Source organism: Actinoplanes teichomyceticus ATCC 31121 (assembly GCF_003711105.1).
GTDB classification, from domain to species: Bacteria; Actinomycetota; Actinomycetes; order Mycobacteriales; family Micromonosporaceae; genus Actinoplanes; species Actinoplanes teichomyceticus.
In genome coordinates, this window is record NZ_CP023865.1 from 5,982,501 (window position 1) to 6,007,553 (window position 25,053).

The following is a 25,053-nucleotide window of genomic DNA, read 5'->3' on the forward strand; positions in this document are numbered from 1 at the left end:
CACATCAGGTCGTCTACGAGAGTCACGCAGGGATTCTCCCGCACCGCCGGGTGCGGACCACACCGGGATTCGCCGATGATGAGCGGATGGGTCACCTGGGTAACGCGAAACCGCCGGTCGAGATGAGCAAGAAGCAGGCCGAGGCGCGGCTGGCGGCGGCGCAGCAGCGGCTGCTGCGGCTGCGGCTGACGCTGGGCGGGCAGATCGGGGAGAAGAAGATCGGGCCGCCGCTGTGTGTGCTGTTCGAGGGCTGGGACGCGTCCGGCAAGGGCGGGGCGATCAAGCGCCTGGTGGCGCCGCTGGATCCGAGGCACGTGCGGGTCGCCCAGTTCGCCGCGCCGACCTACGACGAGAAGCGGCACCACTTCCTGCAGCGGTTCTGGAACGTGCTGCCCGGCGCCGGCGGGATGGCCGTGCTGGACCGGTCGTGGTACGGCCGGGTGCTGGTGGAGCGGGTGGAGGGGTTCGCCACGGACGCGCAGTGGAAGCGGGCGTACGAGGAGATCAACGAGTTCGAGCGGACGCTGACCGCGGAGGGCATGATCCTGATCAAGTTCTGGATGCACGTGTCGGACGAGGAGCAGTTGCGCCGGTTCCACAGCCGGGCGGCCGATCCGTTGCGCACCTGGAAGCTGACCGACGAGGACTGGCGCAACCGGGAGAAGCGCGACCAGTACCGGGCGGCGATCGAGGAGATGCTGGCGCGTACCGACCAGCCGCGGGCGCGCTGGCGGGTGATCCCGGGCGACGACAAGGGGTACGCCCGGCTGGCCGTGGTGGAGGAGGTCTGCCAGGTGGTCGAGAAGAAGCTGGCCAAGCTTGGGCTATTAGCCTGATTAAAGCCGTTTTGACCGATATGGTAAAGCGCATGACTAGGATCCCTATGCGCACCGCCGCCCTGCTGGCGGGCCTCGCCGGTGCCGTGTGCGGCGTCGCCGGGCCCGCCGTGGCCACCGAGGCGACCACACCCGCCGTGGCGCCCGGCTCCGTCGCGTCCGCCACCCTGACCGATCCGGCCCGCCTGACCTGGGCGCCGGCCGCCACCCGGACCACGGCCACGAAGCAGGCGATCGCCGTGGCCGTGGTCCGCACCCGCGCCTCCGAGCAGGGGCAGGCGGTGTTCAGTCTGGTCGGCGCGGCCGACCAGAAGCAGGCGCAGGTGCTCCGGCTGGCCTCCAGCGCCGCCTTCCTGGCGCTGCGGCCCCGGTACGCGCCGGCCACCGTGCCCCGCGACAGGTACACCTATCAGATCGAGGTCGGGTACCGGGACAGCAGCAAGAAGCGGGTGACCGTCGTACAGGGCACCCCCGGCACGCCGAAGGTCGCCCTCGACCTGATCCGGTTGATGACCGATGTCGAGCCGCCGGACCTGTCAGACCTGTCCGATCTTCCGGTGTCCTTCCCACCCGGCTTCCCGTTCAACTGAATCCGGACACGCCGCGGCGCCGCGCGAAGCGACCGCGGAAGAAGCCGACCGTCCACGCCGCGGGAAGCCCGCGGAAGAGACCGACCGCCCACGCCGCGCGGAGCCCGCGGAAGAAGCCGACCGCCCACGCCGCGCGGAGCCCGCGGAAGAGACCGACCGCCCACGCCGCGCGGAGCCCGCGGAAGAGACCGACCGCCCACGCCGCGCGGAGCCCGCGGAAGAGACCGACCGCCCACGCCGCGAAAAGGCCTCCGCCATCGACGGAGGCCTTTTCCGCGAGCACGGGCGGGTGCCCGCGCTCAGAGGACCGATTTGCGCGCGGCGACCGCGTCCGGCGCGGCGACCGCCAACTCGGCCAGCCGGCGGCATTCCGCGTAGGAATGGCGGGCCAGCGCGGCCCGCACCGCCGGCAGCGCCCGCGGTGACATCGACAGGCTGCTGATGCCCAGCCCGGCCAGCACCGGCGCGAGCTGCGGATCGGCGGCCGCCTCGCCGCACACCCCGACCGGTTTGCCGGTCTCCCGCCCGGCCGCCCCGCAGATCGCGATGAGCTGCAACAGCGCCGGTTGCCACGGGTCGAGCAGGTCGGCCAGCTCGCCGCACATCCGGTCGGCGGCGAACGTGTACTGGCTCAGATCGTTGGTGCCGATGCTGAGGAAGTCCACCGCCCGCAGCAGGTCACCGGCGCGCAGCGCGGCGGCCGGCACCTCGATCATCACGCCCGCCCTGGGCAGCCCGGCCTCGTGCACCGCGGCCGCGAACTCGGTCGCCTCGGTGAGTGTGGAGACCATCGGCGCCATCACCCAGACGTCCGCGTCGCAGTCGGCCGCCGCCGCCGCTATCGCGGCGAGCTGGGCGGTCAGCACGCCCGGGCGCCGCCGCGCCACGCGCAGGCCGCGGACACCCAGGGCGGGGTTGGGCTCGCCGTCCTGGTGGAGGAACGGCAGCGGTTTGTCGGCGCCGGCGTCCAGCGTACGGATCACCACGCGTCGCCCGGCCATCGCGCGGAAGACCTCCCGGTACGCGGTGATCTGCTCGTCGCGGCCCGGTTCCGAGGCGCGGTCCAGGAACAGCAGCTCGGTGCGGAACAGTCCGATCCCCTCGGCGTGCGCCTGGTCGGCGGCCGGAACGTTCTTCGCCGAGCCGACGTTGGCCAGCAGCTTCACCGCGTGCCCGTCCGAGGTGCGGCCCGGCCCGGACGAGCCGGCCACCGCCGCCGCCTCGGCCGCCGCGTCCCGCCGGGCGGCCACCACGGTCGCCTCGTCGACGCCGACGTCGACCCGGCCGGTCGCGCCGTCCACCAGGACCCGGGTGTGCTCGGCAACCCGCAGCACGCCGGGGCAGGCCACCACGGCGGGCAGGCCGAGCGCCCGGGCCAGGATGGCGGTGTGGCTGGTCGGGCCGCCGATCTCGGTGACCAGGGCGACGACCTGGTCCGGGTCGAGGTCGGCGGTGTCCGCGGGGGCCAGGTCGCGGGCGGCCAGCACGTACGGGTGACCCGGTTGCGGAACGCCGGGCATCGGCAGGCCGAGCAGCACGGCGACCGCCCGGTCCCGCAGGTCGTCCAGGTCCGCGACGCGTTCCGCGAGGTAGCCGCCGGCCTCGGCGAACATCTCGCGGAACGTGCCGAAGGCGGCGTCGATGGCGTGCGGCGCGTCGGTGCCGTCCTCGATGTGCTCGCGGACGGCGTCACGCAACTCCTCGTCGCCGGCCATCAACGCCTCGGCGCGCAGCACCTCGGCCACGGTGGCCTCGGTCGCCCGGTCGGCGCGCCGCTCCAGGTCGGCGACGACCTCGGCGAGTGCGGCGTACGCCCGGCGCACCTCCGCCTCCGGGTCGCCGACCGGGACCGGCGGGGGCAGCGCCGGCGCCGCGGCGATGCGCAGCAGCGGCCCGGCGGCGACGCCGGCGCTCACCCCGATGCCGGCCAGGCCGGTGGCGTCAGGCATCGTCGGCGTCCAGATCCTTGGCGAGCAGCGCGGCGAGGCCGTCCAGGGCCTGGTCGGCGCCGTCGCCGTCGGCTTCCAGGATCACCTCGGTGCCCTGCTTGGCGCCGAGGGCGAGCACCGACAGCATGCTCTTGGCGGGCACCGGACGCTTGTCGCCGACCCGGATGGTGACCTTCACCGGCGCCGCGGCGGCCGCCTCCACGAAGATCTTGGCGGGGCGGGCGTGCAGCCCGCTGCTGGAACCGACGGTCACCGTGCGCGTGGGCATGGTGTTCCCCTTCCTCGGACTTACGGTTCGATGGTGACCTTGATGGCCTCGCCGCGCTCGACGATGCCGAACGCGTCGATCGCGCCGTCCAGCGGCAACCGGTGCGTGATCAGATCGGCGACCGGCACCGCGCCGGTGGCCACCAGGTCGAGCGCCTGCTTGTTGTGCGCCGGGCTGGAGCCGTTGGCGCCGACGATCGTCAGCTCCCGGTAGTGCACCAGGTTGGAGTCGCAGGTGATGGTCGGCTTGTCCTTGGGCAGGCCGCCGAAGAAGCTGATCCGGCCCTGCCGGGCGGCCATCTGGATGGCCTGCTCCTGCGCCTTGCCGGAGGCGGCGGCGGTGATGATGACGTCGGCGCCGCGGCCGTCGGTCAGCTTGAGGATCTCCTCGACCGGGTCGGTCTCCCCGGCGCAGATCGCGGCGTCCGGCTTGACCAGGTCGGCGGCCATCTCCAGGCGCTGGCGGCTGAGCTCGACCAGGAACACCCGGGCGGCGCCGCGGGCCCGGGCCAGCCGCACGTGCAGGCAGCCGATCGGGCCGGAGCCGATGACGACCACGTCGTCACCCTCGCCGACGCGGGCCAGGTTCTGCGCGTTGAGGGCGCAGGCGAGCGGCTCGGCCACCGAGGCCTCGGCGAACGTGACGCCGTCCGGGATGCGGTTGAGGCCGTCGACCTTCAGCACCTCCTTGGGCACCACCATGTACTGCGCGAAGCCGCCCTCGAAGTGGTAGCCCATCGAGACCTGGTTCGGGCAGATGGTCATCCGGCCGCGCCGGCACTCGCCGCACTCGCCGCACGGGATGGCCGCGATCACCTGCACCCGGTCCCCGGCCGCCCAGCCCTCGACGCCGTCGCCGACCGTGACGACCTCGCCGGCGATCTCGTGGCCCATCACCCGCGGCGGGTGGATGTGGTGGTGGCCGAACTTGGAGATCTTCACGTCGGTGCCGCAGGTGGAGCAGTTGCGTACCCGGATCTTCACCTCGCCCGGGCCGGCCTCGGGCTCCGGAACGTCCTCGAAGCGGACGTCGCCGGGGGCATGGAATCGCACGACCTTCATGACTTGCTGTCCTCTCGTACCGGCTCGTCGCCGGTCTCGTTCTTGATCGCCCCGAGCAGCCGGATCACGGTGTCGGGGTCGGTGGCCTCGCGCAGTTCACGGGCCTGGTCCTCGTCGAGCAGGATCTCGGCGAGCGCGGCGAGCAGCTCGACGTGCCCGTCTCCGGAGGCGGCGATGCCGACGCAGACGGTCACCGGCTCGCCGCCCCAGTCCACACCCGCCGGGAAGCGCAGCACGGCCAGCGCGTCCCGGTGGACCAGTGCCTTGCCGCCGAGGGTCCCGTGCGGGATGGCCACCCCCTCGCCGACGTACGTGGAGATCGACTGCTCCCGGGCGAGCATCGTGGCGACGTACCCGGGGTCGACCGCACCGATCTCCACCAGCGCCTCGCCGCAGCGGCGGATCGCGTCCTCGCGGTCCGCCGCCGTCTCGGCCAGCTTGATCGCCCGGCGGTCCAGCAGCTCAGACATCGAGGTCGGTGCCCTGCTGGATGGCCTTGACCACCCGGGTGACCGCCGGGTCGCCGAGGAAGATCTGGAACGGCACGATGGGTTTGCCGGGCGCCACCGAACGGGCCCGGGCGGCCAGGCCGTTGTGGCAGACCACCACGTCGGCGTCGGCCGGGATGGAGTTCACCGGGGTGTGCTCCACGGTGACGCCGGTCTTGCCGAGCTGCTTGCGCAGGGTGCTGGCGAGCATCACGCTGCTGCCCATGCCGGCGTCGCAGGCGACGACGAGCTTGTGAATGTCCTTGCCGTTGATGGTGGCCATGGCCGGACCTCCGTTCGGTGAGTGGGTGGGTTAGGCGGTTTCGGTCGCGGCGCGCGGCGCCACGGCGGTCGGCGTGACGCCGGCGGTCCCGGCGTCCGCGGTGGACTCCTCGGCCTCGTCCGGCTCCTGGTCGCTCTTCAACCTGCCGAAGCCGAGCAGGGCCGAGGCGACCGCGAAGGTGACCACGGTGGCGATCACGACACCGAGGATCATGCCGAAGTAGCCGTCCTTCGCGGTGACCGCGAAGTAGGCGAAGATGCTGCCCGGCGCCGGGGTGGCGACGGTGCCGGTGCCGGTGATCATGAAGGTCGCGACACCGGACATGCCACCGGCGATCATCGCGAGGATCAGCCGCGGCTTCATCAGCACGTACGGGAAGTAGATCTCGTGGATGCCGCCGAGGAAGTGGATGATCATCGCGGCCGGGGTGGTCGGGCGCAGCGACCTCGGGCCGAAGAACATGAACGCGGCGAGCAGGCCGAGGCCCGGCCCGGGGTTCGACTCGATCATGAACAGGATGGACTTGCCGGTGTCCTGCACCTGCTGCACGCCGAGCGGGCCGAACACACCGTGGTTGATCGCGTTGTTCAGGAAGAGCACCTTGGCCGGCTCGACCAGCACCGAGGCCAGCGGCATCAGGCTGTGGTCGAGCAGCCAGTCGACGGCGTTGCCGGCGCCCTTGGTGAGGGCGTCGACGACCGGGCCGATGGCGAGCTTGCCGAGGATGGCGAAGAGCGCGCCGATGATGCCGGCCGAGAAGTTGTCCACCAGCATCTCGAAGCCGGGCTTGATCTTGCCGTCGATCGCGTTGTCGAAGAGCCGGAGCACGTACGCGGTGAGCGGCGCGATGGCCATCGCGCCGAGGAACATCGGGACGTCGGCGCCGACCACGACACCGAACGTGGCGACCGCACCGACCACCGCGCCCCGCTGACCGTGCACCATCCGGCCGCCGGTGTAACCGATCAGGATCGGCAGCAGGTACTTGATCATCGGGTCGACGAGCTTGGCCAGGTCGTCGTTCGGTATCCAGCCGACCGGGATGAACATGGCGGTGATCAGGCCCCAGGCGATGATCGCGCCGATGTTCGGCATCACCATGCCGGCCAGATGGCCGCCGAGTTTCTGCACTCGGGCCCGGAACCCGGTTCCGGTGACCTCGGGGGTGTACGAAGAGGCCATGAGGGATCTCCATTCATTGACTGGGGTCGTGCCGGTCCCCCGCTGAGAACGTGAACTTCATACCGCTTGAGAAGCGAATTTCGTTTTTGTTACGGGTACAGCTCAGCTGCGGCCGGGCGGCCGCCGGTCATCGATGTCCGGAGTACGACGTACGGGTACGCCCGGTGGACGAGTGGAGTTGCTGTTCGCGCGGTCCGGCGCGGGCGCCCCGGTCCGCGAGTCTTGCGTCGCGCTCGCCGACGGTCCTCAGTCGCGGCCGAGGGGGCGGGACGGGTCCGGGTCGCTGTCGATGCGGATGGTCGTCCGGTCGAGGTCCTGCGGGCGTGGCATCCGGCTGCCCGGGAGGCTGACCGCGGCCGCGCCCCACGCCAGGCCCTCGATCAGCGCCGCCTCGCCGCGCGCCCCGGCCGCGAGGAAGCCGGCCAGCATCGCGTCGCCCGCGCCGACCGTGCTGCGCGGCACGCTGACCGGCGACTTCCCGGTCAGCACACCGGACTGCTCGACCAGCACCGCGCCGTCGGCGCCCAGGCTGGCCAGCACCGTGCCGGCGCCGGCCTTGCGCAGCCGCTCGCAGGCGTCCAGCACGTCACCGAGCGTGGTCAGCTCCGCGCCGGCCGCCTCGGCCAGCTCCTCCCGGTTCGGCTTGACCAGCGTCGCTCCCGCGTTGACGCCGGCGAGCAGCGCCGGGCCGCTGGAGTCGACGGCGAGGCGGGCGCCGGCCGCGACCAGCCGCTCGCAGAGCGCGGCGAAGGCGGCCACCGACGGGCCGGGCGGCAGGCTGCCGCAGATGACCACCCATTCGCTCCCCTGGGCGGCGGCCAACACGGCGTCGCTCACCTGGGCGAACTCGTCGGTGGAGAGCACCGGGCCGGCTTCGTTGATTTTGGTGACCGTGCCGTCCGGCTCGGCCAGGGTGATGTTGGACCGGGTCCGTCCGGTGATCGGGACGGCGACCATGTCCACCCCCTCGGCCCTGAGAAGGTCGACCAGCTGCTCGCCCTCGGCGCCGCCGGTCGGCACCACCGCGGTGGAGCGCACCCCATTGGCCAGCAGCGCCCGCGAGACGTTGACACCCTTGCCGCCCGGGTCGATGTGCGAGTCTCCGGCCCGCAGCACCTCGCCGCGGACCAGCGCGTCGACCTCGAGCGCCCGGTCGACGCTCGGGTTCAGGGTGACCGTGAGAATCATGCCTGCACCATCCGCACTCCGGTGGCCTCTACCTCGGCCGCCAGCTCGTGATCCAGCCCGGTGTCGGTGATCAGCAGATCGAGGTCGTCGAGACCACCGAACCGGGCCAGATAGTCATTTCCGATCTTCGTGTGGTCGGCCAGCAACACCACCCGGCGGGCCGCGGCGATCATCGCCCGCTTGACCGCCGCCTCGGCCGGGTCCGGGGTGGTCATGCCGCGCTCGACCGAAAGGCCGTTGGCGCCCATGAAGGCGACGTCCACATACATCTCGGACAGTGGTCGCAGCGCCCAGTCGTCCACCGTGGCCAGCGTCTTGCCACGGACCCGGCCGCCGAGCAGCAGCACCGTCAGGTTCGGCTTGAGCCCCAGCATGGCGGCCAGGACCGGGGAGTTCACCACGACGGTGAGCTCGCGATCCGCGGGCAGGAGCTGGGCCAGGCGCGCCGTGGTCGTCCCCGCGTCCAGGATGATCGCGCCATCCTCCGGGATCTCGGCCAGCGCGGCCTTGGCGATCCGCTCCTTCTCGCTGATCAGCACGGCGTCGCGGGTGGCCAGCGCCGGCTCGAAGCCGAGGCGCTCGACCGGGATGGCGCCGCCGTGCACCCGGCGCAGCACGCCGGCACGTTCCAGCACGGTCAGGTCGCGCCGGATCGTCTCGGCGGTGACCGTCAAGCTGTCCGCCAGCGCCACCACGTCGACACGACCCTCCAGGCGGGCACGCCGCACGATCTCCTGCTGCCGTTCCTCCGCGTACATCCGCTCACCGCCCGGGCCTTGATTTGGTTTCGTCTTTGTTTACGCCCGCTTCTGCCCGAGCGCAATATGTCAAAGAGATTTCGCTCTCCTTATGGGTCCTGTGGCCTATCACCAAAGTGGTAAGAGTGGGCAAGTCGCCCGCACCGGACGGTAGGCTTGAGAAGATCATGAATGCCCGGTTGTGTTGATTTTTGCCCTTGAGCAGCGGCGGGAGGGGTGGTTGCGGTGGCCGGCGGCGCTGCTGCGTACCGGTGAGGTCAGGGGTACCCGGGCGCCCCGCCCGCCGGGACGCCCCGCCTTCCGCGACACCCTTCCCGCCGGGACGCCCTGACCTTCGGGACGCCCCACTCAGCGACCCGACCGCCGGACCGCCCGCCCCACTCAGCAACCCCCGTGGAACAGCGCCTCGCCGACGCCTCGACCCACCAGATAAACACGCAGATCGATGGCCTGCAGCACTGGCTTGCGACGAGCGATCGTCCGGCTCGGGCCGGATCGAGCCGGTGCAGATCCGTCCACGAAAAGCGTGAGAAGCGCGGAGGAATCCATAATCTCCGAAGTCGGTCCGGCGACGAGCTCGCCGCGGACCAGGATGGCAGATCCGAGGAAAAGCCCAGATCACGCCGCTCCGAATAATGCGCGCGGTGCGCCGGAAGGCCGGCATCCGCTCCAACTGCCCCGGTACGGCCGACGGCGATCGCCTGCGCGATCACGCCACGCGACCCCGGCCGGCACTGACAATCGTTATTGCGCCGGAATAGCACCGCCGCCACCAGCCGGACTCCCCGGGCCGGGGCCGACGGTCGTAATACACACCGCAACCACCAACCCGACTCCCCAAGCTGGACCGGACGGTCGTCATGCGCATCGGATTGCCACCGCCATCGCCAGCTGAGCGGCCCGGGCTGGTGCTGGCGGTTGTTGTTTCGCCGGATACCCGCCCGGCGGTGGGCGGACGCGATCTCATATCCGGGAGGTGTCCGCCAGGCGGGTACCGTGCCACGGAGATATGGACACGTGGCGGCGAACGGGCGGAACGCACGGATGCCCGTGACCGAGGCTCCACGCCGTCCACCCGCCCGTCGGACACCACCGGGCGGAAGTCACAGCGCCGGTCGGGCAGCGAGCTGACCGCGTGACGTGACCGGATCGGATCAGCGAGCGCCGGTCCGCTACGACGTACGAGGCGCATCCCGTCGTGACCGGCACGCCGCGATGCGGTCGGCTTCCGCCGGCGCTGGAAGCCGCGCACCGCAACGCCGGGCTCCTACATGCTGCCCCCGACGCGCACACCACGACACCCGGCGCGGACGCCGCGTCGGTCCGCGCGCCGCGACACGCGGGGCGGACGCCGCGAGACACCCGCGCACCGCCACAGCCTCCGTACACCCTGACGCCGCAGCAGCCACCGGGGCGGGGCGTGGCGGGACGCCTGCGGACGGGACGGCGCGGGTCGTACCGGGAAAGGGTCAGCCCTGCGCCGGGATGTGCGGCGGCAGGCCCAGGGTCTTGCGGATCGCGGCCTGCACCTCGTCGACCGGCGGGCGCCCGTCGACGTCGTGGACGACCTCCTTGCGGCGGAAGAGTTCGAGCACCGGGCGGGTCTTCTCGTGGTATTCGCGCAGCCGGGCCTCGAGCGCCTCCGGGGTGTCGTCGGCACGCGTGACCAGTTCGTGGCCGCAGATGTCGCAGCGGCCCTCCTGCTCCGGGCGGTCCGCGATCAGGTTGTAGTCCATGCCGCAGCTGGGGCAGAGGCGCCGGCTCAGGACCCGGCGGCGCACCTCGTCGTCGGGCAGTTCGAGGTGGATCACCGCGTCCAGGTCGTAGCTCTCCATGAAGAACTCGGCCTGCCGGCCGTTGCGCGGGAAGCCGTCGATGACGAAGCCGTAGTTCCAGTCGTGCCGCTCCAGGCGGCTGCGGACCACCGCCTCCACCAGGTCGTCGTCGACCAGCTCGCCGGCCGCCATGATCCGCCGGACCTGGGCGCCGAGCTTGGTGTGGTTGCGGACGTTCCAGCGGAAGATGTCGCCGACGCCGATGTGCGTCAGGTCGAGGCCGCGGGCGAGCAGCTGGCCCTGGGTGCCCTTGCCGCTGCCCTGGACGCCCATGATCACGTACTTGCGCATGTGGGTATCTCCGAGTGGGGGGTCAGTCCGCCGCGCCGATCCGCAGCGGGCCGGGCGCGGGCCCGGTCAACGTGGTGGGATCGACGCTCCAGGCGCCGGCCACCCGGAACACGTCGCGCTCGGCCACCAGCACGGTGGCCTCCTCGTCGAGCGTGCCGGGCAGGCCGGCCTCCCGCTCGGCCGGCCCGGGCTCGCCGAACCACGAGGTGACCTCGCCGGTCTGGCCGACGTACCCGAACGCGCGCACGAGATCACCTTTCACCGCGCGCTGCCATCGATGCAACTCGGTCACCCGGTGCGTCGCGAAGTATTGCACCTCGGTGTCGAGCGTGGCGGAGAGCGCGACCACGTCCGGGCCGGGACTCATCAGCCAGTGGCCGGCGGCGAGCACCCAGGACGTGCCACGGGCGCCGGGCAGCGGCGGGGTCACCGCGACCCGGTCGCCGGTCAGGTGCGCCAGGTCGAGCCCGTCGCGCCAGCGGACCGGGCCGAGGTCGCGCAGGCCCAGCGCGGTGAGCACGGCTTCCGGTGCGGCGCCCGCGACCGCGAGCCAGGCCTGCTTGCCGCCGAAACCGGCCATGACGTCCGTTTCCATACCCGCAACGCTATCCCGTTGTCCGATTATGCCCAGCCATAGTCCCCTCGGAGCCGGGTCGCCACCCGGTCGAAGCGAGCCCGGTCCAGGATCGCGCCCTCGCGGCGGATGCCGTCCTCCTCGACCTCCAGCACCCGGTCCAGGCGGATCCAGCTGGGGCGCTGGGTCCGGTCCCAGTCGCCGGCGCCGAGGGCGAGCCAGTTGCGCTGCCCGTCGCGCTCGCCCTGGCTGGAGAGCATCAGCCCGAGCAGGGTGCGGCCGTCCCGGCCGACGACCAGCACCGGGCGGTCCTTGCCCTGGGCCGGGTCATCCTCATAGGGCACCCAGGTCCAGACGATCTCCCCGGGGTCGGCGTCGCCGTCCAGGTCGGGGGCGTAGGCGACGGTGCGGCCGCGCTGCTCGGTGGGAACCTGCCGGGGCGGGCGCGGGGCCGGCGCCGGGCCACGCCGCGCCGGAGGCTTCGACGCCGCGCCGGGGCGCGCGGCCTCGGCGGACCGGCGCGGGCCGGGCGATGCGGCGGACCCGCGCGGGCCGGGCGATGCGGGCCGGCGGGGCGCCGGAGCCGGGGTCGGGGTCGCGGACGGGCGGGCGGCTGCCGGGGGCGGCGCGCTGCGGGTGCGGGCCTCGCCCCGCGGCGCCGGCTCCGCCGGCCCGCCGAACAACCGGCGCAGGAGGGACTTCAGCATTTCGAGCACCGCTGAACCTTACGGCCTTCGACGGACGGTACGGCCGGACAGTATGGCGATACAGTCCCCGACGGATCCCCGGCCCGGAAGGATGCACACCATGACGCGCTACGGACCGATGTACGGGCCGGACTACACGTTCCTCGGGATCCCGGCCTGCGACTGGCAGGTGCCGGAGACGTACTCGGACGCCGACGTGGTGATCATCGGCGCGCCGTTCGACGGCGGCACCTCGCACCGCCCGGGGGCCCGGTTCGGCCCGCAGGTCATCCGCGGCACCGATTACCTGGCGCACGACGGCTCCCGCCCGCACCTGGCGATGCGGGTCGACGCGCTGGGGACCGACCTGACCGTCAGGGACGCCGGTGATCTGGAGGTGTTCAGCGGCGAGATCGAGCGCAGCTGCCGCACCATCGCCGAGGCGGTCGGCCTCGTCGCCCGGAACGGGGCGATCCCGCTGATCCTCGGCGGCGACCACACCGTCACCTGGCCGGACGTGACCGGGGTGGCCAGCGCCCACGGGCCGGGCCGGATCTCGGTGATCCACTTCGACGCGCACGCGGACACCGGCGACATCGAGTTCGGTTCGCTCTACGGCCACGGCCAGCCGATGCGCCGGCTGATCGAGTCCGGGGCGGTGCGCGGCGACCGGTTCCTGCAGCTGGGCCTGCGCGGCTACTGGCCCGGCCCGGACGTGCTGGACTGGATGGCCGACCAGCGGATGAACTCGTTCCACATGAGCGAGATCGTCGAACGTGGTCTGGACGCGGTGCTCAGCAGCGCGTTCGAGATCGCCCTGGACGGCTGCGACGGCGTCTTCCTCTCGGTCGACATCGACGTCTGCGACCCCGGGCACGCGCCCGGCACCGGCACCCCGGAACCGGGTGGCTTCACCGCCCGGCAGCTGCTCGACAGCGTCTCGCGGATCTGCCACGAGCTGCCGGTGGTCGGCATGGACATCGTCGAGGTGTCGCCGCCGTTCGACCACGCCGAGATCACCGCGCTGCTGGGCAACCGGGTCGTGCTGGAGGCGCTCTCCGGGATGGCGCGGCGGCGCAAGGACGGCGACGGGCCCCGCTGGTCACGGTCGACGCCGTTGCTGCGGGGGCGCGGCGGCGGCACGCCGGAGCGGGCGCAGGTGGATTAGCCCGGCCGGTGGGCGGGGCGCTGTCCCGCGGCGCAGGCGTTATCCCGCGGCGTAGGCGTTATCCCGCGGCGCAGGCGCGAACCCACCGCGCAGACGCGAACCCGCCCCGCGGCCACGCATCCGCCCGGGTGTCGACCGGATCAGCCGACGAAGTCCTGTGTCATCCAGGTGATGCCCTTGTCGTCGCGGACCACGCTGAGGCCGATCCGGGTGAAGCTGGTGGACAGCAGGTTCTTGCGGTGCCCGTCGTTCGGCGGCACCTCGGCGAGCATCGAGTCGGTCAGGCCGTTCGCCGCCTTGACCATGTCGGCCGCGCTGCTGCCGCTGGAGCCGTACCCGATGTTCTCGCCGGCCGAGCCCCACGACACGCCCTGCGCGCTGAAGCGGTCGCCGATGCCGCCCTCGCCGTCGCACTGGTGCGACAGGCCGCATCCGTCGATCATCAGCTGGTTGTGCAGGGCGGCCGCCTGGGACAGCTCGGTGTCCAGGCGCAACGCGCCCAGCCCCTCGTCGGCGCGGGCCTCGTTGATGTGCGCGAGCACCAGGTCCAGGATGTCGTCCGCGGTGGCCGGGGCCTTCGCCACGGACGCCACGGACGCCGTCTCCGCCCTCTTCGCCGTCGCCGAGGCGCGGGGTTTCCGGGTCGCCGGCGCGGTCGCCGTCCGCTTGCTGGCCGTCGGCCGCGGGGTGGCGGTCGACGGCCTGGTCGCCGACGGCACGGGGGCGACCGGGCTGGACGACCGGTCGTCGGCGGGAAGCAGATCGAGGTCGCCGGGGGTGCTGCCGGGGGCGGCAGCGGCGGCGAGCGGGACGTCAGCCGACCGGGGGCTGGGGTCGGCTGACGCCCGCTGGATGAGTCCCGCCACGGTGAAGCCGGTGCCGATGACCACGGCTGTCGAGCCCGCCACCAGCGTGTACCGGAAACGGGCGGCGGCGGAGAGCGACACGGATATTCACCTCGGTGAGTCGGGCAGGGGACGACGCCCCACGACTATGCGCGACCCGCCGGGCTAGATCACCCGAGGAAAGAATTCTTTAAGGATCGGCTCACCGACTCATAAGGGTCACCGGGCGGCCGGGTGGAACTCGCCCGGCCGGACGCCGTCGAGGCCGATGACCCGCCCGCCCACCTCTGCCGGCGGCCCACCCGCCGGCCTCCTACTGACGCTTCCTCGGCTGGACCGATTCGGACACCGGCTGAGTCACCGGCCGGCGCAGCGCGCGGACCAGTTGACGGTCGCTGACCGCGGTGTACAGGGTCGGGTCGGAACCGGTCAGCACCACCCACGGGCAGGAGCGCTCGGCGCCCTCCAGGGTGGTTTCGGCGACCTTGCGGCGGGTGGCGATCTCGTACACGGTCAGCCGGTAGCGGCCCACCTCGAGGGGAAGTGTCGGCCGCTTCGGCTCGTCCGTCCGGCAGTTCCTGAGGGTCGCCCCGCCGCCGATCAGATCCAGGCAGGCGACGATCTGGGCCTTGGTGGCGGCCGGGGCCCAGGCCCGCCGGGCCGCCGCCGAGGAGCCGTAGGCCAGCGGGTTGAGCGTCCGGGCCGAGCGCTGCGCGAGGTCCCGGCGGTCCCGCACGCTGATCACCACCGGGTGCGGGGCCCGCCCGCGCCACCGCGGCGCGGCCGGGAAGTAGCTGTTCGCGCAGACCGCATCCAGGTCCGCGGCGGCGCGTACCCGGCGCGCCGCGACCTGCGGCGCGACCTGCGCGGTCGGTGGCGCCGCCGGCAGGATCGAGCCGGTGTCGCCGGTCCGCGACGCGCCGTCCGGCGCGACGGCGCCCCCGCCGCCCCGGCTGACGGCCCAGCCGAGGAGGATCGCCAGGACCAGCGCGGCGCAGCCGGCGGTCGCCCAGGCCCGGCGCGACCAGGTCCGCCACATTTTCCCGGTACGACCTCCGCCCGACCCGCCGCCCGTCGAAGCCCCGCCCGCGGCGTCAGCCGCCGACCCGCCGCCCATCGAAGCCCCGCCCGCGGCGTCACGTCCCGGCCCGCCGCCCGGCACCGCCCCGCCCGCGGCGTCCCCTTCCGGCCCGGCCCCTTCCGGCCCGGTTCCTTGCGGCTCGGCCGTCCCGGTGTCCGCCGCGTTGCCCCGCGGCTCCTCTGCCTGCGCCATCGATCGCTCCCCAGCCGTCCCGAGGCGGCGAACTATACCGATCGGTAACATGCCTGTCACCGGGCGCGCGATCCCGGCAGCCGTGGGACTTCCGGCCGGTCGCTGCTGGCAGCCGACCCGCGAGTCGAACCCGGCGTCAGCCGGCCGGACGCGCCGTGTTTCGCTGGATCCATGACGTATTCCTGGCTGGAGCTCCCGGCCGAGGCGGTGGACCAGGCGGCCCGGCAGTTGCTCGGGTGGCGGCTCACCGCGAACGGCGTGACCGTGCGACTGACCGAGGTGGAGGCATACAGCGGGCTGGGCGAGGACCCGGCCAGCCATGCGCACCGCGGTGTCACCAACCGCAACGCGGTGATGTTCGGCCCGGCCGGGCGGCTCTACGTCTACCAGATCTATGGCATGCACTTCTGCGCGAACATCGTCTGCGGCGAGCCGGGCCGGGCCGCCGCCGTCCTGCTGCGCGCCGGTGAGGTGGTCGGCGGGCTGGAGACCGCCCGTTCCCGCCGTCCCGCCGCGCGCCGGGACGCCGATCTGGCCGCCGGCCCGGCCAAGCTGATGCAGGTGCTGGAGCTGAACCGGGCGGCCAACGACACCTCGGTCGTGGACGGCACCGGCCCGGCGACGCTCAGCCCGCCGGACGGCGCGGCCGGCACGATCGAGGCCGGGCCGCGCGTCGGGGTGACCGCCGCCCACGACGTGCCGTGGCGGTTCTGGCTCGCCGGCGACCCGACCGTCAGCGTCTACCGGCGGCACACCCCGAAGCGGCGCGCCGTGCGCCGCTGAGCCGCGCGCCGGCGAGTCGGGGAGGGCGCGCGCCACCACGCGGCGCGGGTGCGGGCGCGCGGTGACGGGCGCTCAGTCGAGACAGAACTCGTTGCCCTCGACGTCCCGCATCACGATGCACGACTCGTTGTACTCGTCGGCCAGCAGCAGCCTCTCCCGCACCGCGCCGAGCGCGACCAGCCGCGCGCATTCGGCCTCCAGCACGGCCAGCCGCTCGGCGCCGACCAGTCCGGTGCCGACCCGCACGTCGAGATGCACCCGGTTCTTGACGACCTTGCCCTCGGGGACGCGCTGGAAGAACAGCCGCGGGCCGACGCCCGAGGGGTCCACGCAGGCGAACGCGGAACCCTGCTGCTCCGCCGGCAGCCCGCGGTTGAACTCCTCCCAGCTGGCGAAGCCCTTCGGGGGTGGCGGTACGACGTACCCCAGGACCTCGCACCAGAAGCGGGCGACGCGCTCGGGATCCGCGCAGTCGAACGTGACCTGAAACTGCTTGATCGACGCCATCGGTCCACCATAGAACGGGACACTCCGGTCGTTCCACGGGCCCCGGTCACCCGGCGGGGCCGCGCCGGCACGCCTCAGTCCGGCAGCAGGGTGAAGACGCCGAGGCGCCGGGTGGGCCGGGTCAGGGCGACGTACAGGTCGTTGGCGCCGCGCGGGGAGCCGGTCCGGACCCGTTCCGGATCGACGACCACGACGGTGTCGAATTCCAGGCCCTTGGCCTGGGCCACGGTGAGCAGGACCGCGCGGTCCTCCAGGTCCGGGGACGGGCCGGTGGTCAGCGCGGGCAGGGCGGCGGCCAGGGCCGCCTGCCGGCCGGCCGGCGCGATCACCGCCAGGCGGCCGTCACCGAGCGCGTCGATTTCGTACGTCACCCGCGCCACCAGCTCAGACAGGGCGCCGGTCGCCTCCCAGGGCTCGACGCCCGCGGAGCGCACCGGCTGGGGCGGGACGATCGCCGGGTCGGCGGTGGACAGCAGCCGGCGGGTGTACTCCATGATCTCGGCGGGGGTGCGGTAGCTGACCGTGAGCTCGGCCAGCCGCCAGCGCTCGGCGACGTAGGGCGAGAGCACCTGGGACCAGCTCGACGGGGCGCCGAGCGCGCCGGTCTGGGCGAGATCGCCGACCAGGGTCATCGAGCGGCTCGGGCAGCGGCGCATCAGCAGGCGCCAGGCCATCGGGGACAGTTCCTGCGCCTCGTCGACGATCACGTGGCCGAAGACCCACTCCCGGTCGGTGGCGGCCCGTTCGGCGGCCGAGCGGACCTCCCGCTCGGCCAGGCGCTCCGCGAGCATGTCGGCCTCCATCACGTCAGCGATGTTCGGGATCGCGGCCTCGTCGTCGTCCTCCAGCTCGTACGACTTGGAGCCGGCCGTGATGTCCAGGACGCCCTGCGCGTACGCCAGACGTCGGGCCCGTTCCCGGGCGGCCGCGGCGCGCGCCGCGCGGTCGTCCTCGCCGAGCAGTTCGGCCGCCTCGTCGAGCAGCGGCACGTCGGCCGGCGACCATCCGCCGCCCGGCGCGCGGTGCAGCAGCTCGCACTCCGCCGCGGTCAGCAGCGGGGTGGCGCCGGTGCGCGCCGCGCGGGCGAGGGCGGTCCGGGCGGCGTACAGATCGGTGAGCAGCCCGGCCGGGGTGAGCTGCGGCCACAGTTCGTCGATCGCGGCCCGGACCACCGGGTTCGCGGCGAGGTCGGCACGGATGTCGGCCCGGTCGGACTCGTCGAGCAGGTTCGGCGTGGCCAGGGCGTCGTCGGCGCCGAGCGGGTCGTCCCAGAACGGGTCGGCGCCGATCCGGTCGGCGACCTGCGCGGCGAGCACGTCCAGGACGCCGGTGACGAAGATCGGGCGGGCCGCGTTGTGGCGCAGCCCGGAGGCCCGGGCCCGGTCGCGGGACGGCTCGCAGTCGGCGGCGGTCAGGCGCAGCGGGTGCCCGTCGACGTCGATCTCCCACGGCTCGGCGGGCACCCGCTGCCGGTCGCGGACGGCCGCCGCCAGGAACTCGACCATCACCGCCCGGCCCTTGATCTCCGCGACCGGCGCCGGCTCGGACCGGCGCGCGGTGATCCCGGGGTACAGGTCGCCCGGGGTGGCGAGCAGGACACCGGTCTCCGCGAGCGACGGCAGGACCTGCGAGATGTACCGCAGGAAGGTGGCGTTCGGGCCGACGATCAGGACGCCGCGGGCGGACAACTGCTCCCGGTACGTGTACAGCAGGTAGGCGGCACGGTGCAGCGCGACCGCGGTCTTGCCGGTACCCGGGCCGCCCTGGACGACCAGCACGCCACCCGGTTCGGCGCGGATCACCCGGTCCTGCTCGGCCTGGATGGTCTCGACGATGTCGCGCATCCGTCCGGTACGACCGGCGGTGAGCGCGGACAGCAGCGCGGCCTCACCGGTCAGCGTGCGGTCGCCGGCGGTGGCGGCCGCGTCCAGGTCGAGGATCTCGTCGTCCAGCTCGACGACGGCCCGCCCCCGGGTCCGGATGTGGCGGCGCAGCGTCACGCCGTGCGGGGTGACCGCGGTGGCCACGTAGAACGGGCGGGCGGCCGGGGCGCGCCAGTCGAGAAGGAGCGGGCGGTCGGTGTCGTGGATGCCGATCCGCCCGATGTGCAGCCGCTCGCCGTCGCGCATGTCGAGCCGGCCGAAGCAGAGGCCGTGCTCGACCGCGTCGTACCGGGCTAGGCGGTCGGCGTGCGCGTGCACGGCGGCGTCGCGCTGCGAACGCGCCTCGGGCGTGCCGCCGCCGCGCCGCCGGGCCTCGGCGAGCCGGTCACGCACCTGTGCCCGCAGCTCGTCGAGGCGGCCGTAGATCACGCTCAGGTGGGATTGTTCCTCGGCGAGAGTTGACAGACTTGACACCCGTGCCTCCAAGACCTATTCTGATAGTGGTTCAGTCGGCCTTCATGTCTCTATCGACATGACAACGGACCAGGTTAGCAGAGTTTCGGCCGCCCGGGCACGGGTAGCCGCCTGCAATGACACCGACTGCCACCGTCACCTTCGTCGGCAACGCCACGACCCTGCTGCGGCTGGGCGACTTCACACTGCTCACCGATCCCGCCTTCGGTCGCGCCGGCAGCCGCGTCCACCTCGGCTACGGCATGTGGACCCGGCGACTCACCGATCCGGCCATGACCTATCCGGACCTGCCGCCGCTCGACGCGGTGCTGCTGTCGCACCTGCACGGCGACCACTTCGACCGGGCGGCGCGCCGGACCGTTCCCCGCGACCTGCCGATGCTGACCACCCCGCAGGCCGAACGGCGGCTGCGCAAACAATGGTCCGGGGTACGCGGCCTGCCGGTGTGGGACGCCCACCAGTGGCACCGGGCCGGACAGACGCTGCGGATCACCGCGCTGCCCGGCCGGCACGGCCCCGGCCTCGTCGACCGGCTGCTGCCGGACGTGATGGGCTCCCTGGTGGAGTGGGAGCAGGACGGCCAGCCGCTGGTGCGCCTCTACATCACCGGCGACACGCTGTACCGGCCGTTCCTCGGCGAGATCAAGCAGCGCTGCGGCGAGATCGACGCGATGCTGATCCACCTGGGCGGGACCCGCATCCTCGGCCTGCTGGTGACCATGGACGGCCGTCAGGGCGCCGCGCTGACCGAGCTGATCAACCCCAGGATCGCGCTGCCGATCCACTACGACGACTACCGGGTGATGAAGTCGCCGCTCAGCGAGTACCTGGTCCGCCGCCGGGAACGGGTGCACCCGCTGGTCCGGGGCGAGACCTTCGAGCTGCCGCTACGGGTGCGCTGACGTAACGTGAAACCTCCGCGCGGCCCGCGCCCGGGCACTAGCGTCTGCGGTGATGATGTCGCGTCGAGGGCTGCTCTGGTACAGCGTGCTGTGCGGGGCCGGGGTGCTGTGGTCGGCCGTCCTGGTGGTCACCCTCGCCCTGGGCCACCGTCCGGTCCCCCAGGCGGTCGGGGTGGGCGTCGCGGCGCTGCTGACCGTGCCCGGTTTCGCGGCCGGCATCCTCGCGAACCGGCGCGCCTACCGCACCCGGCGGCCCCTGCGGCTGTGGAGCCTCGCGTCCTGGGTGCCGCCCCACGTGCCGACCTGGGCGGCGATCGTCGCCGGAGCCGCCTTCTTCGGCTTCTGGCTGGCCATCGTGCTGGCGTTCATCGCGCTGAAGGGCAACCCGCAGGTCCGGGACGGACAGTACGTCCTCGTCGACCACGACCGGGTCACCGCGGTCACCGCGGCGGAGTACGACCGCCAGCTCGACCACGAGCAGCAGATCTCGTTGTCCGTGCTGGGGGCGTTCGCGGTCGGTGGCACGTTCCTGTGCGCGGCGCGCGCCACCGAGCACGCGGACTGACCGGCCCCGGCGAGGGCAGCGGCGGCGCGGCTTCCCGGACCGCGCCGCCTGCCCGGTGCCCACGGTCACGCCGCCGGAGCGGACTCCCTGCGGATCTTCGAGGAGCCGCGCCCCACCGACCAGCCCTGGACCCACCGCGCGCCGGAGTCCTTGCGGGTGCGGTCGGCCAGGTGGTACCAGTCCATCCGGCAGCGCGACCGGGTCACCTCGAGCACCCCGAAGCCGTGCCCGTCGGTCTCCACCCACCTGACGTGCGGGTTGGTCGCCCGGATCAGCGAGGCGGCGAGCACGCTGAGCGGGCCGCCCGCGCTGGTGCCCAGGAAGTCGTTGATGTTGTCGCTGGTCACCGACGGGACGACGAACTCGGCGGCGGCCGGGTCGGTGGTGCCGGTGTCCCTGGTGGTCAGCTCGTTGGCCCAGGAGGTGTGGATGTCGCCGGTGAGGAACACGACGTCCCGGGTGCCGTGCGCGCGCAGCGTGTCGACCAGGCGCTCCCGGTCGGCGTTGTAGCCGTCCCACTGGTCGGCGTTGAGGATCAGGCCGTTCTGCGGGACGCCGATCAGCTTGCCGAGCGGGCCGAGCAGCCAGGCCGGCAGGGCTGCGACGTCGAGACGGGAGATCATCACCGGGTTGCCGACGATCTTCCAGATCGCCGTGGAGCCGACCAGGCCCTCGGTCAACCAGGACATCTGGCTCGCGCCGGTGATCGTCCGGCCCGGGTCGTCCACGTCCGTGCCGTCCGCCTGCTCCGAGCGGTAGGTCCGCAGGTCGAGCATGGACAGCTCGAACAGGTCGCCGTAGCGCAGCCGCCGGTAGATGTTGCCGTCCGCGGTCAGCCGGACCGGCATCCACTCCGCGTACGCCTGCCGGGACGCCGCCACCCGCGCCGCGAAGTCGCCCTCGGCGCCCGGGGTGTGGTTCTCCGCGCCGCCGCTCCACATGTCGTTGGCCACCTCGTGGTCGTCCCACGTGATGATCCACGGGACGGAGGCGTGCAGCGCGCGCAGGTCCGGGTCGGTCTTGTAGAGCGCGTGCCGGATCCGGTAGTCGGCCAGGGTCAGCGTCTCGTGCTCGGGGGCGGTCCGGCGGACCACGGCGCCGCCGGCGGTGAAGTCGCCGGTGGCGTACTCGTAGATGTAGTCGCCGAGGTGCACGACCAGGTTGAGGTCGCCCCGCTCGGCCAGGTGCCGGTACGCCGCGAAGTAACCGGCCTCCCAGTTGGCGCAGCTGACCACACCGGCCCGCAGCCGGGCCACGGCGTCGCTCGCGGCCGGGGCGGTCATCGTCCGGCCGGCCGGCGACCAGTTGCCGTGATGTCCGAAGCGGTACCAGTACGTGGTGGCCGGGCTCAGACCGGTGACGTCCACCTTGACGGTGTGGTCGCGCTCCGGTCCGGTGGTGACCGTGCCGGACTGCACGACGGCGCCGAATCCGGCGTCGGTGGCGACCTGCCAGGCGACATCGACCCGCGGGCCGGCGCCGGAGCCGGGCGCCGACTCGGGGGTCGGGGTGACCCGGGTCCACAGCAGGATGCCACCCGGCAGCGGATCACCGGAGGCGACGCCGTGCTGGAAGAACGTGTCGGCCGCCGAGGCGGCCGAGGGAAGCGCGGCGGCGACCGCGCCGGCGCCGGCGGACAGGCCGGCGAGCAGGACGGTACGGCGGCCGACCGCGGCGCGAGGAAGGACAGTCATGCGGTTCTCTCTAGCAGAGGCAGCGAGCCGCATGAATGCGTTGAGTCGGATGTTCGACCGGCCTTCACCGACCGGTCCGGAAGTTAACTCGCCGGTAGCCTCAGCGCGGCCCGGCCGGCTCCCGGCGCCTCTCGGCCGCGCCCGGCGAGAGCCGCCTCGATCGGCGTCCCCGTCAGCCGCGCGGCCGAGCTCGGCGAGAGCCCGCCTCGACGACGTCCGGCGCCGCTCAGCCGAGCTCGGCGAGAGCCGCCTCGATGGCGTCCTCGGCGGCCGGGGCGTAGAGCCGGTCGTCGCTGCGCGGGCACAGCCCGGTGGCCTCCAGCGCCTGGCGGACGTGCCCGCGGGCGTTGACCACCTGGTAGCCGTGGCCGCTGCGCAGCGCCCGGGTGTAACCGACCAGCAGGACCTCGATGCACTCGCTGCCGATCAGATCCACACCGGCCATGTCGACCACCACCCGGGCGCCGCGCGCCCGGTCGAAGGCCTGCCGCAGCTCGCGGCGCAGACCGGCACCGGACCTGCGATCGAAACTGCCGTCCAGGTGAAGGAAGACGGCGGGCCCGGTCTTGTCCGGGTCACGGTGGATCACGCAGCGCACTTCGCCCATGCCCTCCGGTCTACCCGGAACATGTGTACGGGCGGCCAACAGCACGATAAGACGGCGCCGTCCGGCATGAGGGCTGCGTCACGGGCACACCGCGCGGCTGCCCGGCGTCTACCGTGTGGCGGTGGAGATCGAACTCTGGTCGGTGATCGCCGAACCCGAGGCGCTCGCGCTGGCCGGCCCGGGGGCGACGCTGCTGACCGGGGCGGACGCCGCCTACGCGGTGGGCCGGGACGCCGTGGTGGTGATCGGCCGTTCCGAGGACACCACCGAGATGATCCTGCCCGGGCCGTTCCCCCGGCTGGTCGAGGAGCGACTGGCCGGGATGCTGCGCCCGGCGGTGCACGCGTTCGCCCGGCTGCCGGGGGGCTGCCTGACGCTCGGCGTGCCGCGCGCCACCGAGCTGGGCTACCGTCGCGGCGCGCTGCATGACATCCGGCTGCGCTTCGAGGCGCCGATCCCGCCGGAGCTGCTCGGCCGGGTCACGCCCGGGGTGGACTGGCTGGACCGGGTCCCGTCCGACCCGATCGGCGCGATGGAGCGGTTCGTCGCGGGCTGGTTCGCCGAGGTTCCGGCGCCCGGCCCGCCGCCGCTCGCCGCGGAGCTGCCCACCGCGCTGCGGGCCTTCCACCGGGCCGCCGCCGGACGGCCCGAGGTGTACGGCCGGTCCAGCCGGATCCTGCCGGAGCCGGCGCCCGCGCGCCCGGACGGCCTGATCCCCTTCGGGCACGAGGGCGACGGTGTGTTCACGTTGCTGAGGGAGCCGGACGGCGACGACCCCCGGGTCTACTACGACGGGCTCGGTGACCGGCTGCTGCCGGAGCGTGACCGGCTGTGCGGCTTCCTGCTGCACTCCACCCTGGCCCGGGCGGCGATGGACGGGCCGCTCGGCGGGATGGCGTTCGTCGACCGGGCGCAGGCCCGGCGGGTGGTCGCCCCGCTGCGCCGGGTGCCGCTGCGGCCGATGCGGTGGCCGTCGCTGTTCTCCCGGTGCTACGCCGGGCCGGGCACGGTGGTCCTGCTCGGCGCGGACGAGGCGGACTGGCTCGAGATGTACGTCGGTGTCCGGCACCCTGCCCTGCTGCGCCGGCTGCGCAAGCTCGGCCTGGACTGGGAGTCGTTCACCGGCTGATCCCCCGTTCGGTTGTCCCAGCTCCCGGGAAAGTCGACAATCTCAACTGATTTAGTAGACAAGGTGGGTGATCGTCGAGCACACTTCCGGCCATGGATCTCACCATGGCCCTCGCCGGGCTCGGCGTCGGTGTCGTCGTCGGCCTGACCGGCATGGGCGGCGGCGCCCTGATGACACCGATCCTGGTGCTGCTCTTCCATGTCAACCCGGTGGCCGCGATCTCCAGCGACCTCGCGGCGAGCGCGGTGATGAAGCCGTTCGGCGGCGCGGTGCACGCCCGGCGCGGCACGGTGAACTGGAAGCTGGTCGGCTGGCTGTGTGCCGGCAGCATCCCCAGCGCCTTCCTCGGCGTCCTGCTGCTGCGCCTGCTCGGCGACGACGCCGACGTGCAGCACATGGTGAAGATCGCACTCGGCGCGGCCCTGCTGCTGGCCGCCGGCGGCATGATCCTCAAGGCGTGGACCAGCCGGCGCAACGGCGACGGGCCGGCGGCCGAGATCACCGTCAAGCCGATCCCTACCATTCTGATCGGCATCATGGGCGGGCTGGTGGTCGGGCTCACCTCGGTCGGCTCCGGCTCGCTGATCATCGTGGCGCTGCTCGCGGTCTACCCGAAACTGCGCGCCAACGACCTGGTCGGCACCGACCTGGTGCAGGCCATCCCACTGGTCACCGCGGCCGCCCTGGGCCACGCGCTCTTCGGCGACCTGCAGCTGGACATCGCCGGCGCGGTGGTCCTCGGCTCCATCCCGGGCGTGCTGATCGGCTCCCGGATCTCCTCGCGGGCGCCGGGCGGCCTGGTCCGGGCCGCGCTGATCATCGTGCTGCTGGCCAGCTCGCTGAAGCTATTCGACGTCCCCACCCCGCTGGTGGGCGCGGTGACCGGCGCCGCGGCGCTGGTCGCGGTCGCGCTCGGCGTGGCCGGCCGGCTCCGCAGGCCGCCGGCCGGTGGCACGCCCGCCGAGGCCGCCGAGCGGGAGACCGTCGCCGTCTGACCGGCGGGCTCAGTCCGGCCCACCCGGGCCGATCCGTTCCACCACAGCCCGTCCTCGCTGGCGAACCACGTCAACCGCCTGCACGACACCCCGCACCGCGACATCGTCGCCGCCGACTACGGCAAGGACATCCCGGGCGACGCCCTGCCGGAGAACGTCGGCACGGTCGTCCACCACGACGAGGGCAACGGGGCCGGATGTCCGCCGGGCGCCGCGGCCGGGCTGAGATCCGCCCCGCG

The 25,053-nt window shown here is 73.2% G+C and carries 26 protein-coding genes (1 of these 26 cut by a window edge); 8 read left to right on the forward strand and 18 right to left on the reverse strand.

Annotated features, from left to right (window positions below; all coding sequences use genetic code 11):
- On the reverse strand, positions 1-5 hold the beginning of the coding sequence (tyrS, locus tag ACTEI_RS26205) for a tyrosine--tRNA ligase (RefSeq protein ID WP_222942280.1). It extends 1,231 nt beyond the left edge of the window; only the first 5 of its 1,236 coding nucleotides appear in the window; it begins with the start codon at positions 3-5; its stop codon lies off the left edge, out of view.
- A gap of 81 nt (positions 6-86) precedes the next feature.
- Here tyrS and ACTEI_RS26210 point away from each other — a divergent pair, with 81 nt between their 5' ends.
- On the forward strand, positions 87-836 hold the full coding sequence (locus tag ACTEI_RS26210; protein ID WP_122980085.1) for a polyphosphate kinase 2 family protein: 750 nt from the start codon (positions 87-89) through the stop codon (positions 834-836).
- A gap of 32 nt (positions 837-868) precedes the next feature.
- The gene (locus ACTEI_RS26215) at positions 869-1,426 is read left to right on the forward strand and encodes a hypothetical protein (RefSeq protein ID WP_145830966.1); all 558 of its coding nucleotides are present in this window, start codon (positions 869-871) and stop codon (positions 1,424-1,426) included.
- 299 nt (positions 1,427-1,725) lie between these two features.
- Here the strand turns inward: ACTEI_RS26215 and ptsP are convergent, their stop codons facing one another.
- The 11 genes from ptsP to ACTEI_RS39435 form a co-directional block, all read right to left on the reverse strand.
- Positions 1,726-3,375 (reverse strand): phosphoenolpyruvate--protein phosphotransferase, encoded by a 1,650-nt coding sequence (gene ptsP / locus ACTEI_RS26225; protein ID WP_122980088.1) that lies wholly within the window; start codon positions 3,373-3,375, stop codon positions 1,726-1,728.
- On the reverse strand, positions 3,368-3,643 hold the full coding sequence (locus tag ACTEI_RS26230; RefSeq protein WP_122980089.1) for an HPr family phosphocarrier protein: 276 nt from the start codon (positions 3,641-3,643) through the stop codon (positions 3,368-3,370). Before ACTEI_RS26230 ends, ptsP begins: the two co-directional genes overlap by 8 nt.
- 20 nt (positions 3,644-3,663) lie before the next feature.
- A complete protein-coding gene (locus ACTEI_RS26235) occupies positions 3,664-4,704 on the reverse strand; it encodes a zinc-dependent dehydrogenase (protein ID WP_122980090.1) in 1,041 nt (346 codons plus the stop codon).
- Entirely contained in the window at positions 4,701-5,174 is a 474-nt protein-coding gene (locus tag ACTEI_RS26240) for a PTS mannitol transporter subunit IIA (protein WP_122980091.1), read from the reverse strand. The genes ACTEI_RS26235 and ACTEI_RS26240 overlap by 4 nt, the downstream gene beginning before the upstream one ends.
- Positions 5,167-5,475 (reverse strand): PTS sugar transporter subunit IIBC family protein, encoded by a 309-nt coding sequence (locus ACTEI_RS38630; RefSeq protein ID WP_149100703.1) that lies wholly within the window; start codon positions 5,473-5,475, stop codon positions 5,167-5,169. Before ACTEI_RS38630 ends, ACTEI_RS26240 begins: the two co-directional genes overlap by 8 nt.
- A gap of 30 nt (positions 5,476-5,505) precedes the next feature.
- Positions 5,506-6,657: a mannitol-specific PTS transporter subunit IIC gene (gene mtlA, locus ACTEI_RS26245; protein WP_239082372.1), complete on the reverse strand. Its 1,152-nt coding sequence runs from the start codon at positions 6,655-6,657 to the stop codon at positions 5,506-5,508.
- A gap of 246 nt (positions 6,658-6,903) precedes the next feature.
- Positions 6,904-7,845 carry a 1-phosphofructokinase gene (pfkB, locus tag ACTEI_RS26250; protein WP_122980092.1) on the reverse strand — a complete coding sequence of 314 codons (942 nt, stop codon included), beginning with the start codon at positions 7,843-7,845 and terminating at the stop codon, positions 6,904-6,906.
- Entirely contained in the window at positions 7,842-8,603 is a 762-nt protein-coding gene (locus ACTEI_RS26255) for a DeoR/GlpR family DNA-binding transcription regulator (RefSeq protein WP_122980093.1), read from the reverse strand. The genes pfkB and ACTEI_RS26255 overlap by 4 nt, the downstream gene beginning before the upstream one ends.
- A gap of 1,469 nt (positions 8,604-10,072) precedes the next feature.
- Positions 10,073-10,729: an adenylate kinase family protein gene (locus tag ACTEI_RS26260; protein WP_122980094.1), complete on the reverse strand. Its 657-nt coding sequence runs from the start codon at positions 10,727-10,729 to the stop codon at positions 10,073-10,075.
- Positions 10,730-10,751: 22 nt separating this feature from the next.
- A complete protein-coding gene (locus tag ACTEI_RS26265) occupies positions 10,752-11,324 on the reverse strand; it encodes a hypothetical protein (RefSeq protein WP_122980095.1) in 573 nt (190 codons plus the stop codon).
- 26 nt (positions 11,325-11,350) lie between these two features.
- A complete protein-coding gene (locus tag ACTEI_RS39435) occupies positions 11,351-12,010 on the reverse strand; it encodes a type II toxin-antitoxin system PemK/MazF family toxin (protein ID WP_372443257.1) in 660 nt (219 codons plus the stop codon).
- 100 nt (positions 12,011-12,110) lie between these two features.
- On the opposite strand from ACTEI_RS39435, the gene speB reads away from it, so the two are divergent.
- Positions 12,111-13,157 carry an agmatinase gene (speB, locus tag ACTEI_RS26275; RefSeq protein WP_122982422.1) on the forward strand — a complete coding sequence of 349 codons (1,047 nt, stop codon included), beginning with the start codon at positions 12,111-12,113 and terminating at the stop codon, positions 13,155-13,157.
- A 140-nt stretch (positions 13,158-13,297) separates the two neighbouring features.
- Here the strand turns inward: speB and ACTEI_RS26280 are convergent, their stop codons facing one another.
- Entirely contained in the window at positions 13,298-14,104 is an 807-nt protein-coding gene (locus ACTEI_RS26280) for a CAP domain-containing protein (protein ID WP_122980096.1), read from the reverse strand.
- 211 nt (positions 14,105-14,315) lie between these two features.
- The gene (locus ACTEI_RS26285; protein WP_122980097.1) at positions 14,316-15,041 is read right to left on the reverse strand and encodes a hypothetical protein; all 726 of its coding nucleotides are present in this window, start codon (positions 15,039-15,041) and stop codon (positions 14,316-14,318) included.
- A gap of 405 nt (positions 15,042-15,446) precedes the next feature.
- Here ACTEI_RS26285 and ACTEI_RS26290 point away from each other — a divergent pair, with 405 nt between their 5' ends.
- Complete coding sequence (locus ACTEI_RS26290; protein WP_122980098.1) at positions 15,447-16,058, forward strand: DNA-3-methyladenine glycosylase; 612 nt, start codon at positions 15,447-15,449, stop codon at positions 16,056-16,058.
- A gap of 72 nt (positions 16,059-16,130) precedes the next feature.
- On the opposite strand, the gene ACTEI_RS26295 is transcribed toward ACTEI_RS26290, so the two are convergent.
- Together ACTEI_RS26295 and ACTEI_RS26300 are read right to left on the reverse strand one after the other, a co-directional pair.
- Positions 16,131-16,565, reverse strand: coding sequence for a VOC family protein (locus ACTEI_RS26295; protein WP_122980099.1), 435 nt, complete (start codon positions 16,563-16,565; stop codon positions 16,131-16,133).
- A gap of 74 nt (positions 16,566-16,639) precedes the next feature.
- Complete coding sequence (locus ACTEI_RS26300; RefSeq protein WP_122980100.1) at positions 16,640-18,922, reverse strand: HelD family protein; 2,283 nt, start codon at positions 18,920-18,922, stop codon at positions 16,640-16,642.
- A gap of 116 nt (positions 18,923-19,038) precedes the next feature.
- On the opposite strand from ACTEI_RS26300, the gene ACTEI_RS26305 reads away from it, so the two are divergent.
- Both ACTEI_RS26305 and ACTEI_RS26310 read left to right on the forward strand, forming a co-directional pair.
- On the forward strand, positions 19,039-19,824 hold the full coding sequence (locus tag ACTEI_RS26305; RefSeq protein WP_122980101.1) for an MBL fold metallo-hydrolase: 786 nt from the start codon (positions 19,039-19,041) through the stop codon (positions 19,822-19,824).
- A gap of 52 nt (positions 19,825-19,876) precedes the next feature.
- Positions 19,877-20,389, forward strand: a complete 513-nt coding sequence (locus ACTEI_RS26310; protein ID WP_122980102.1) for a hypothetical protein — start codon at positions 19,877-19,879, stop codon at positions 20,387-20,389.
- Between the two features lie 65 nt (positions 20,390-20,454).
- On the opposite strand, the gene ACTEI_RS26315 is transcribed toward ACTEI_RS26310, so the two are convergent.
- Entirely contained in the window at positions 20,455-22,083 is a 1,629-nt protein-coding gene (locus ACTEI_RS26315; RefSeq protein ID WP_187645943.1) for an alkaline phosphatase D family protein, read from the reverse strand.
- Positions 22,084-22,309: 226 nt separating this feature from the next.
- Positions 22,310-22,690, reverse strand: a complete 381-nt coding sequence (locus ACTEI_RS26320) for an STAS domain-containing protein (RefSeq protein WP_122980104.1) — start codon at positions 22,688-22,690, stop codon at positions 22,310-22,312.
- Between the two features lie 121 nt (positions 22,691-22,811).
- Here ACTEI_RS26320 and ACTEI_RS26325 point away from each other — a divergent pair, with 121 nt between their 5' ends.
- Together ACTEI_RS26325 and ACTEI_RS26330 are read left to right on the forward strand one after the other, a co-directional pair.
- A complete protein-coding gene (locus ACTEI_RS26325; RefSeq protein WP_239082371.1) occupies positions 22,812-23,819 on the forward strand; it encodes a hypothetical protein in 1,008 nt (335 codons plus the stop codon).
- Between the two features lie 92 nt (positions 23,820-23,911).
- Positions 23,912-24,814, forward strand: coding sequence for a sulfite exporter TauE/SafE family protein (locus tag ACTEI_RS26330; RefSeq protein WP_122980106.1), 903 nt, complete (start codon positions 23,912-23,914; stop codon positions 24,812-24,814).
- Positions 24,815-25,053 lie beyond the last annotated feature (239 nt).

Coding starts and splice junctions, on each gene's coding strand:
- pfkB (WP_122980092.1), bottom strand. CDS start 7,845: ATGATTCTCACGGTCACCCTGAACCCGAGCGTCGACCGGGCGCTCGAG.
- ACTEI_RS26215 (WP_145830966.1), top strand. CDS start 869: ATGACTAGGATCCCTATGCGCACCGCCGCCCTGCTGGCGGGCCTCGCC.
- ACTEI_RS26240 (WP_122980091.1), bottom strand. CDS start 5,174: ATGTCTGAGCTGCTGGACCGCCGGGCGATCAAGCTGGCCGAGACGGCG.
- ACTEI_RS26320 (WP_122980104.1), bottom strand. CDS start 22,690: ATGGGCGAAGTGCGCTGCGTGATCCACCGTGACCCGGACAAGACCGGG.
- ptsP (WP_122980088.1), bottom strand. CDS start 3,375: ATGCCTGACGCCACCGGCCTGGCCGGCATCGGGGTGAGCGCCGGCGTC.
- ACTEI_RS26310 (WP_122980102.1), top strand. CDS start 19,877: ATGATGTCGCGTCGAGGGCTGCTCTGGTACAGCGTGCTGTGCGGGGCC.
- ACTEI_RS39435 (WP_372443257.1), bottom strand. CDS start 12,010: ATGCTGAAGTCCCTCCTGCGCCGGTTGTTCGGCGGGCCGGCGGAGCCG.
- ACTEI_RS26290 (WP_122980098.1), top strand. CDS start 15,447: ATGACGTATTCCTGGCTGGAGCTCCCGGCCGAGGCGGTGGACCAGGCG.
- ACTEI_RS26330 (WP_122980106.1), top strand. CDS start 23,912: ATGGATCTCACCATGGCCCTCGCCGGGCTCGGCGTCGGTGTCGTCGTC.
- ACTEI_RS26265 (WP_122980095.1), bottom strand. CDS start 11,324: ATGGAAACGGACGTCATGGCCGGTTTCGGCGGCAAGCAGGCCTGGCTC.
- mtlA (WP_239082372.1), bottom strand. CDS start 6,657: ATGGCCTCTTCGTACACCCCCGAGGTCACCGGAACCGGGTTCCGGGCC.
- ACTEI_RS26305 (WP_122980101.1), top strand. CDS start 19,039: ATGACACCGACTGCCACCGTCACCTTCGTCGGCAACGCCACGACCCTG.
- ACTEI_RS26235 (WP_122980090.1), bottom strand. CDS start 4,704: ATGAAGGTCGTGCGATTCCATGCCCCCGGCGACGTCCGCTTCGAGGAC.
- ACTEI_RS26255 (WP_122980093.1), bottom strand. CDS start 8,603: ATGTACGCGGAGGAACGGCAGCAGGAGATCGTGCGGCGTGCCCGCCTG.
- ACTEI_RS26295 (WP_122980099.1), bottom strand. CDS start 16,565: ATGGCGTCGATCAAGCAGTTTCAGGTCACGTTCGACTGCGCGGATCCC.
- ACTEI_RS26260 (WP_122980094.1), bottom strand. CDS start 10,729: ATGCGCAAGTACGTGATCATGGGCGTCCAGGGCAGCGGCAAGGGCACC.
- ACTEI_RS26315 (WP_187645943.1), bottom strand. CDS start 22,083: ATGACTGTCCTTCCTCGCGCCGCGGTCGGCCGCCGTACCGTCCTGCTC.
- speB (WP_122982422.1), top strand. CDS start 12,111: ATGACGCGCTACGGACCGATGTACGGGCCGGACTACACGTTCCTCGGG.
- ACTEI_RS26210 (WP_122980085.1), top strand. CDS start 87: ATGGGTCACCTGGGTAACGCGAAACCGCCGGTCGAGATGAGCAAGAAG.
- ACTEI_RS26230 (WP_122980089.1), bottom strand. CDS start 3,643: ATGCCCACGCGCACGGTGACCGTCGGTTCCAGCAGCGGGCTGCACGCC.
- ACTEI_RS38630 (WP_149100703.1), bottom strand. CDS start 5,475: ATGGCCACCATCAACGGCAAGGACATTCACAAGCTCGTCGTCGCCTGC.
- ACTEI_RS26285 (WP_122980097.1), bottom strand. CDS start 15,041: ATGTGGCGGACCTGGTCGCGCCGGGCCTGGGCGACCGCCGGCTGCGCC.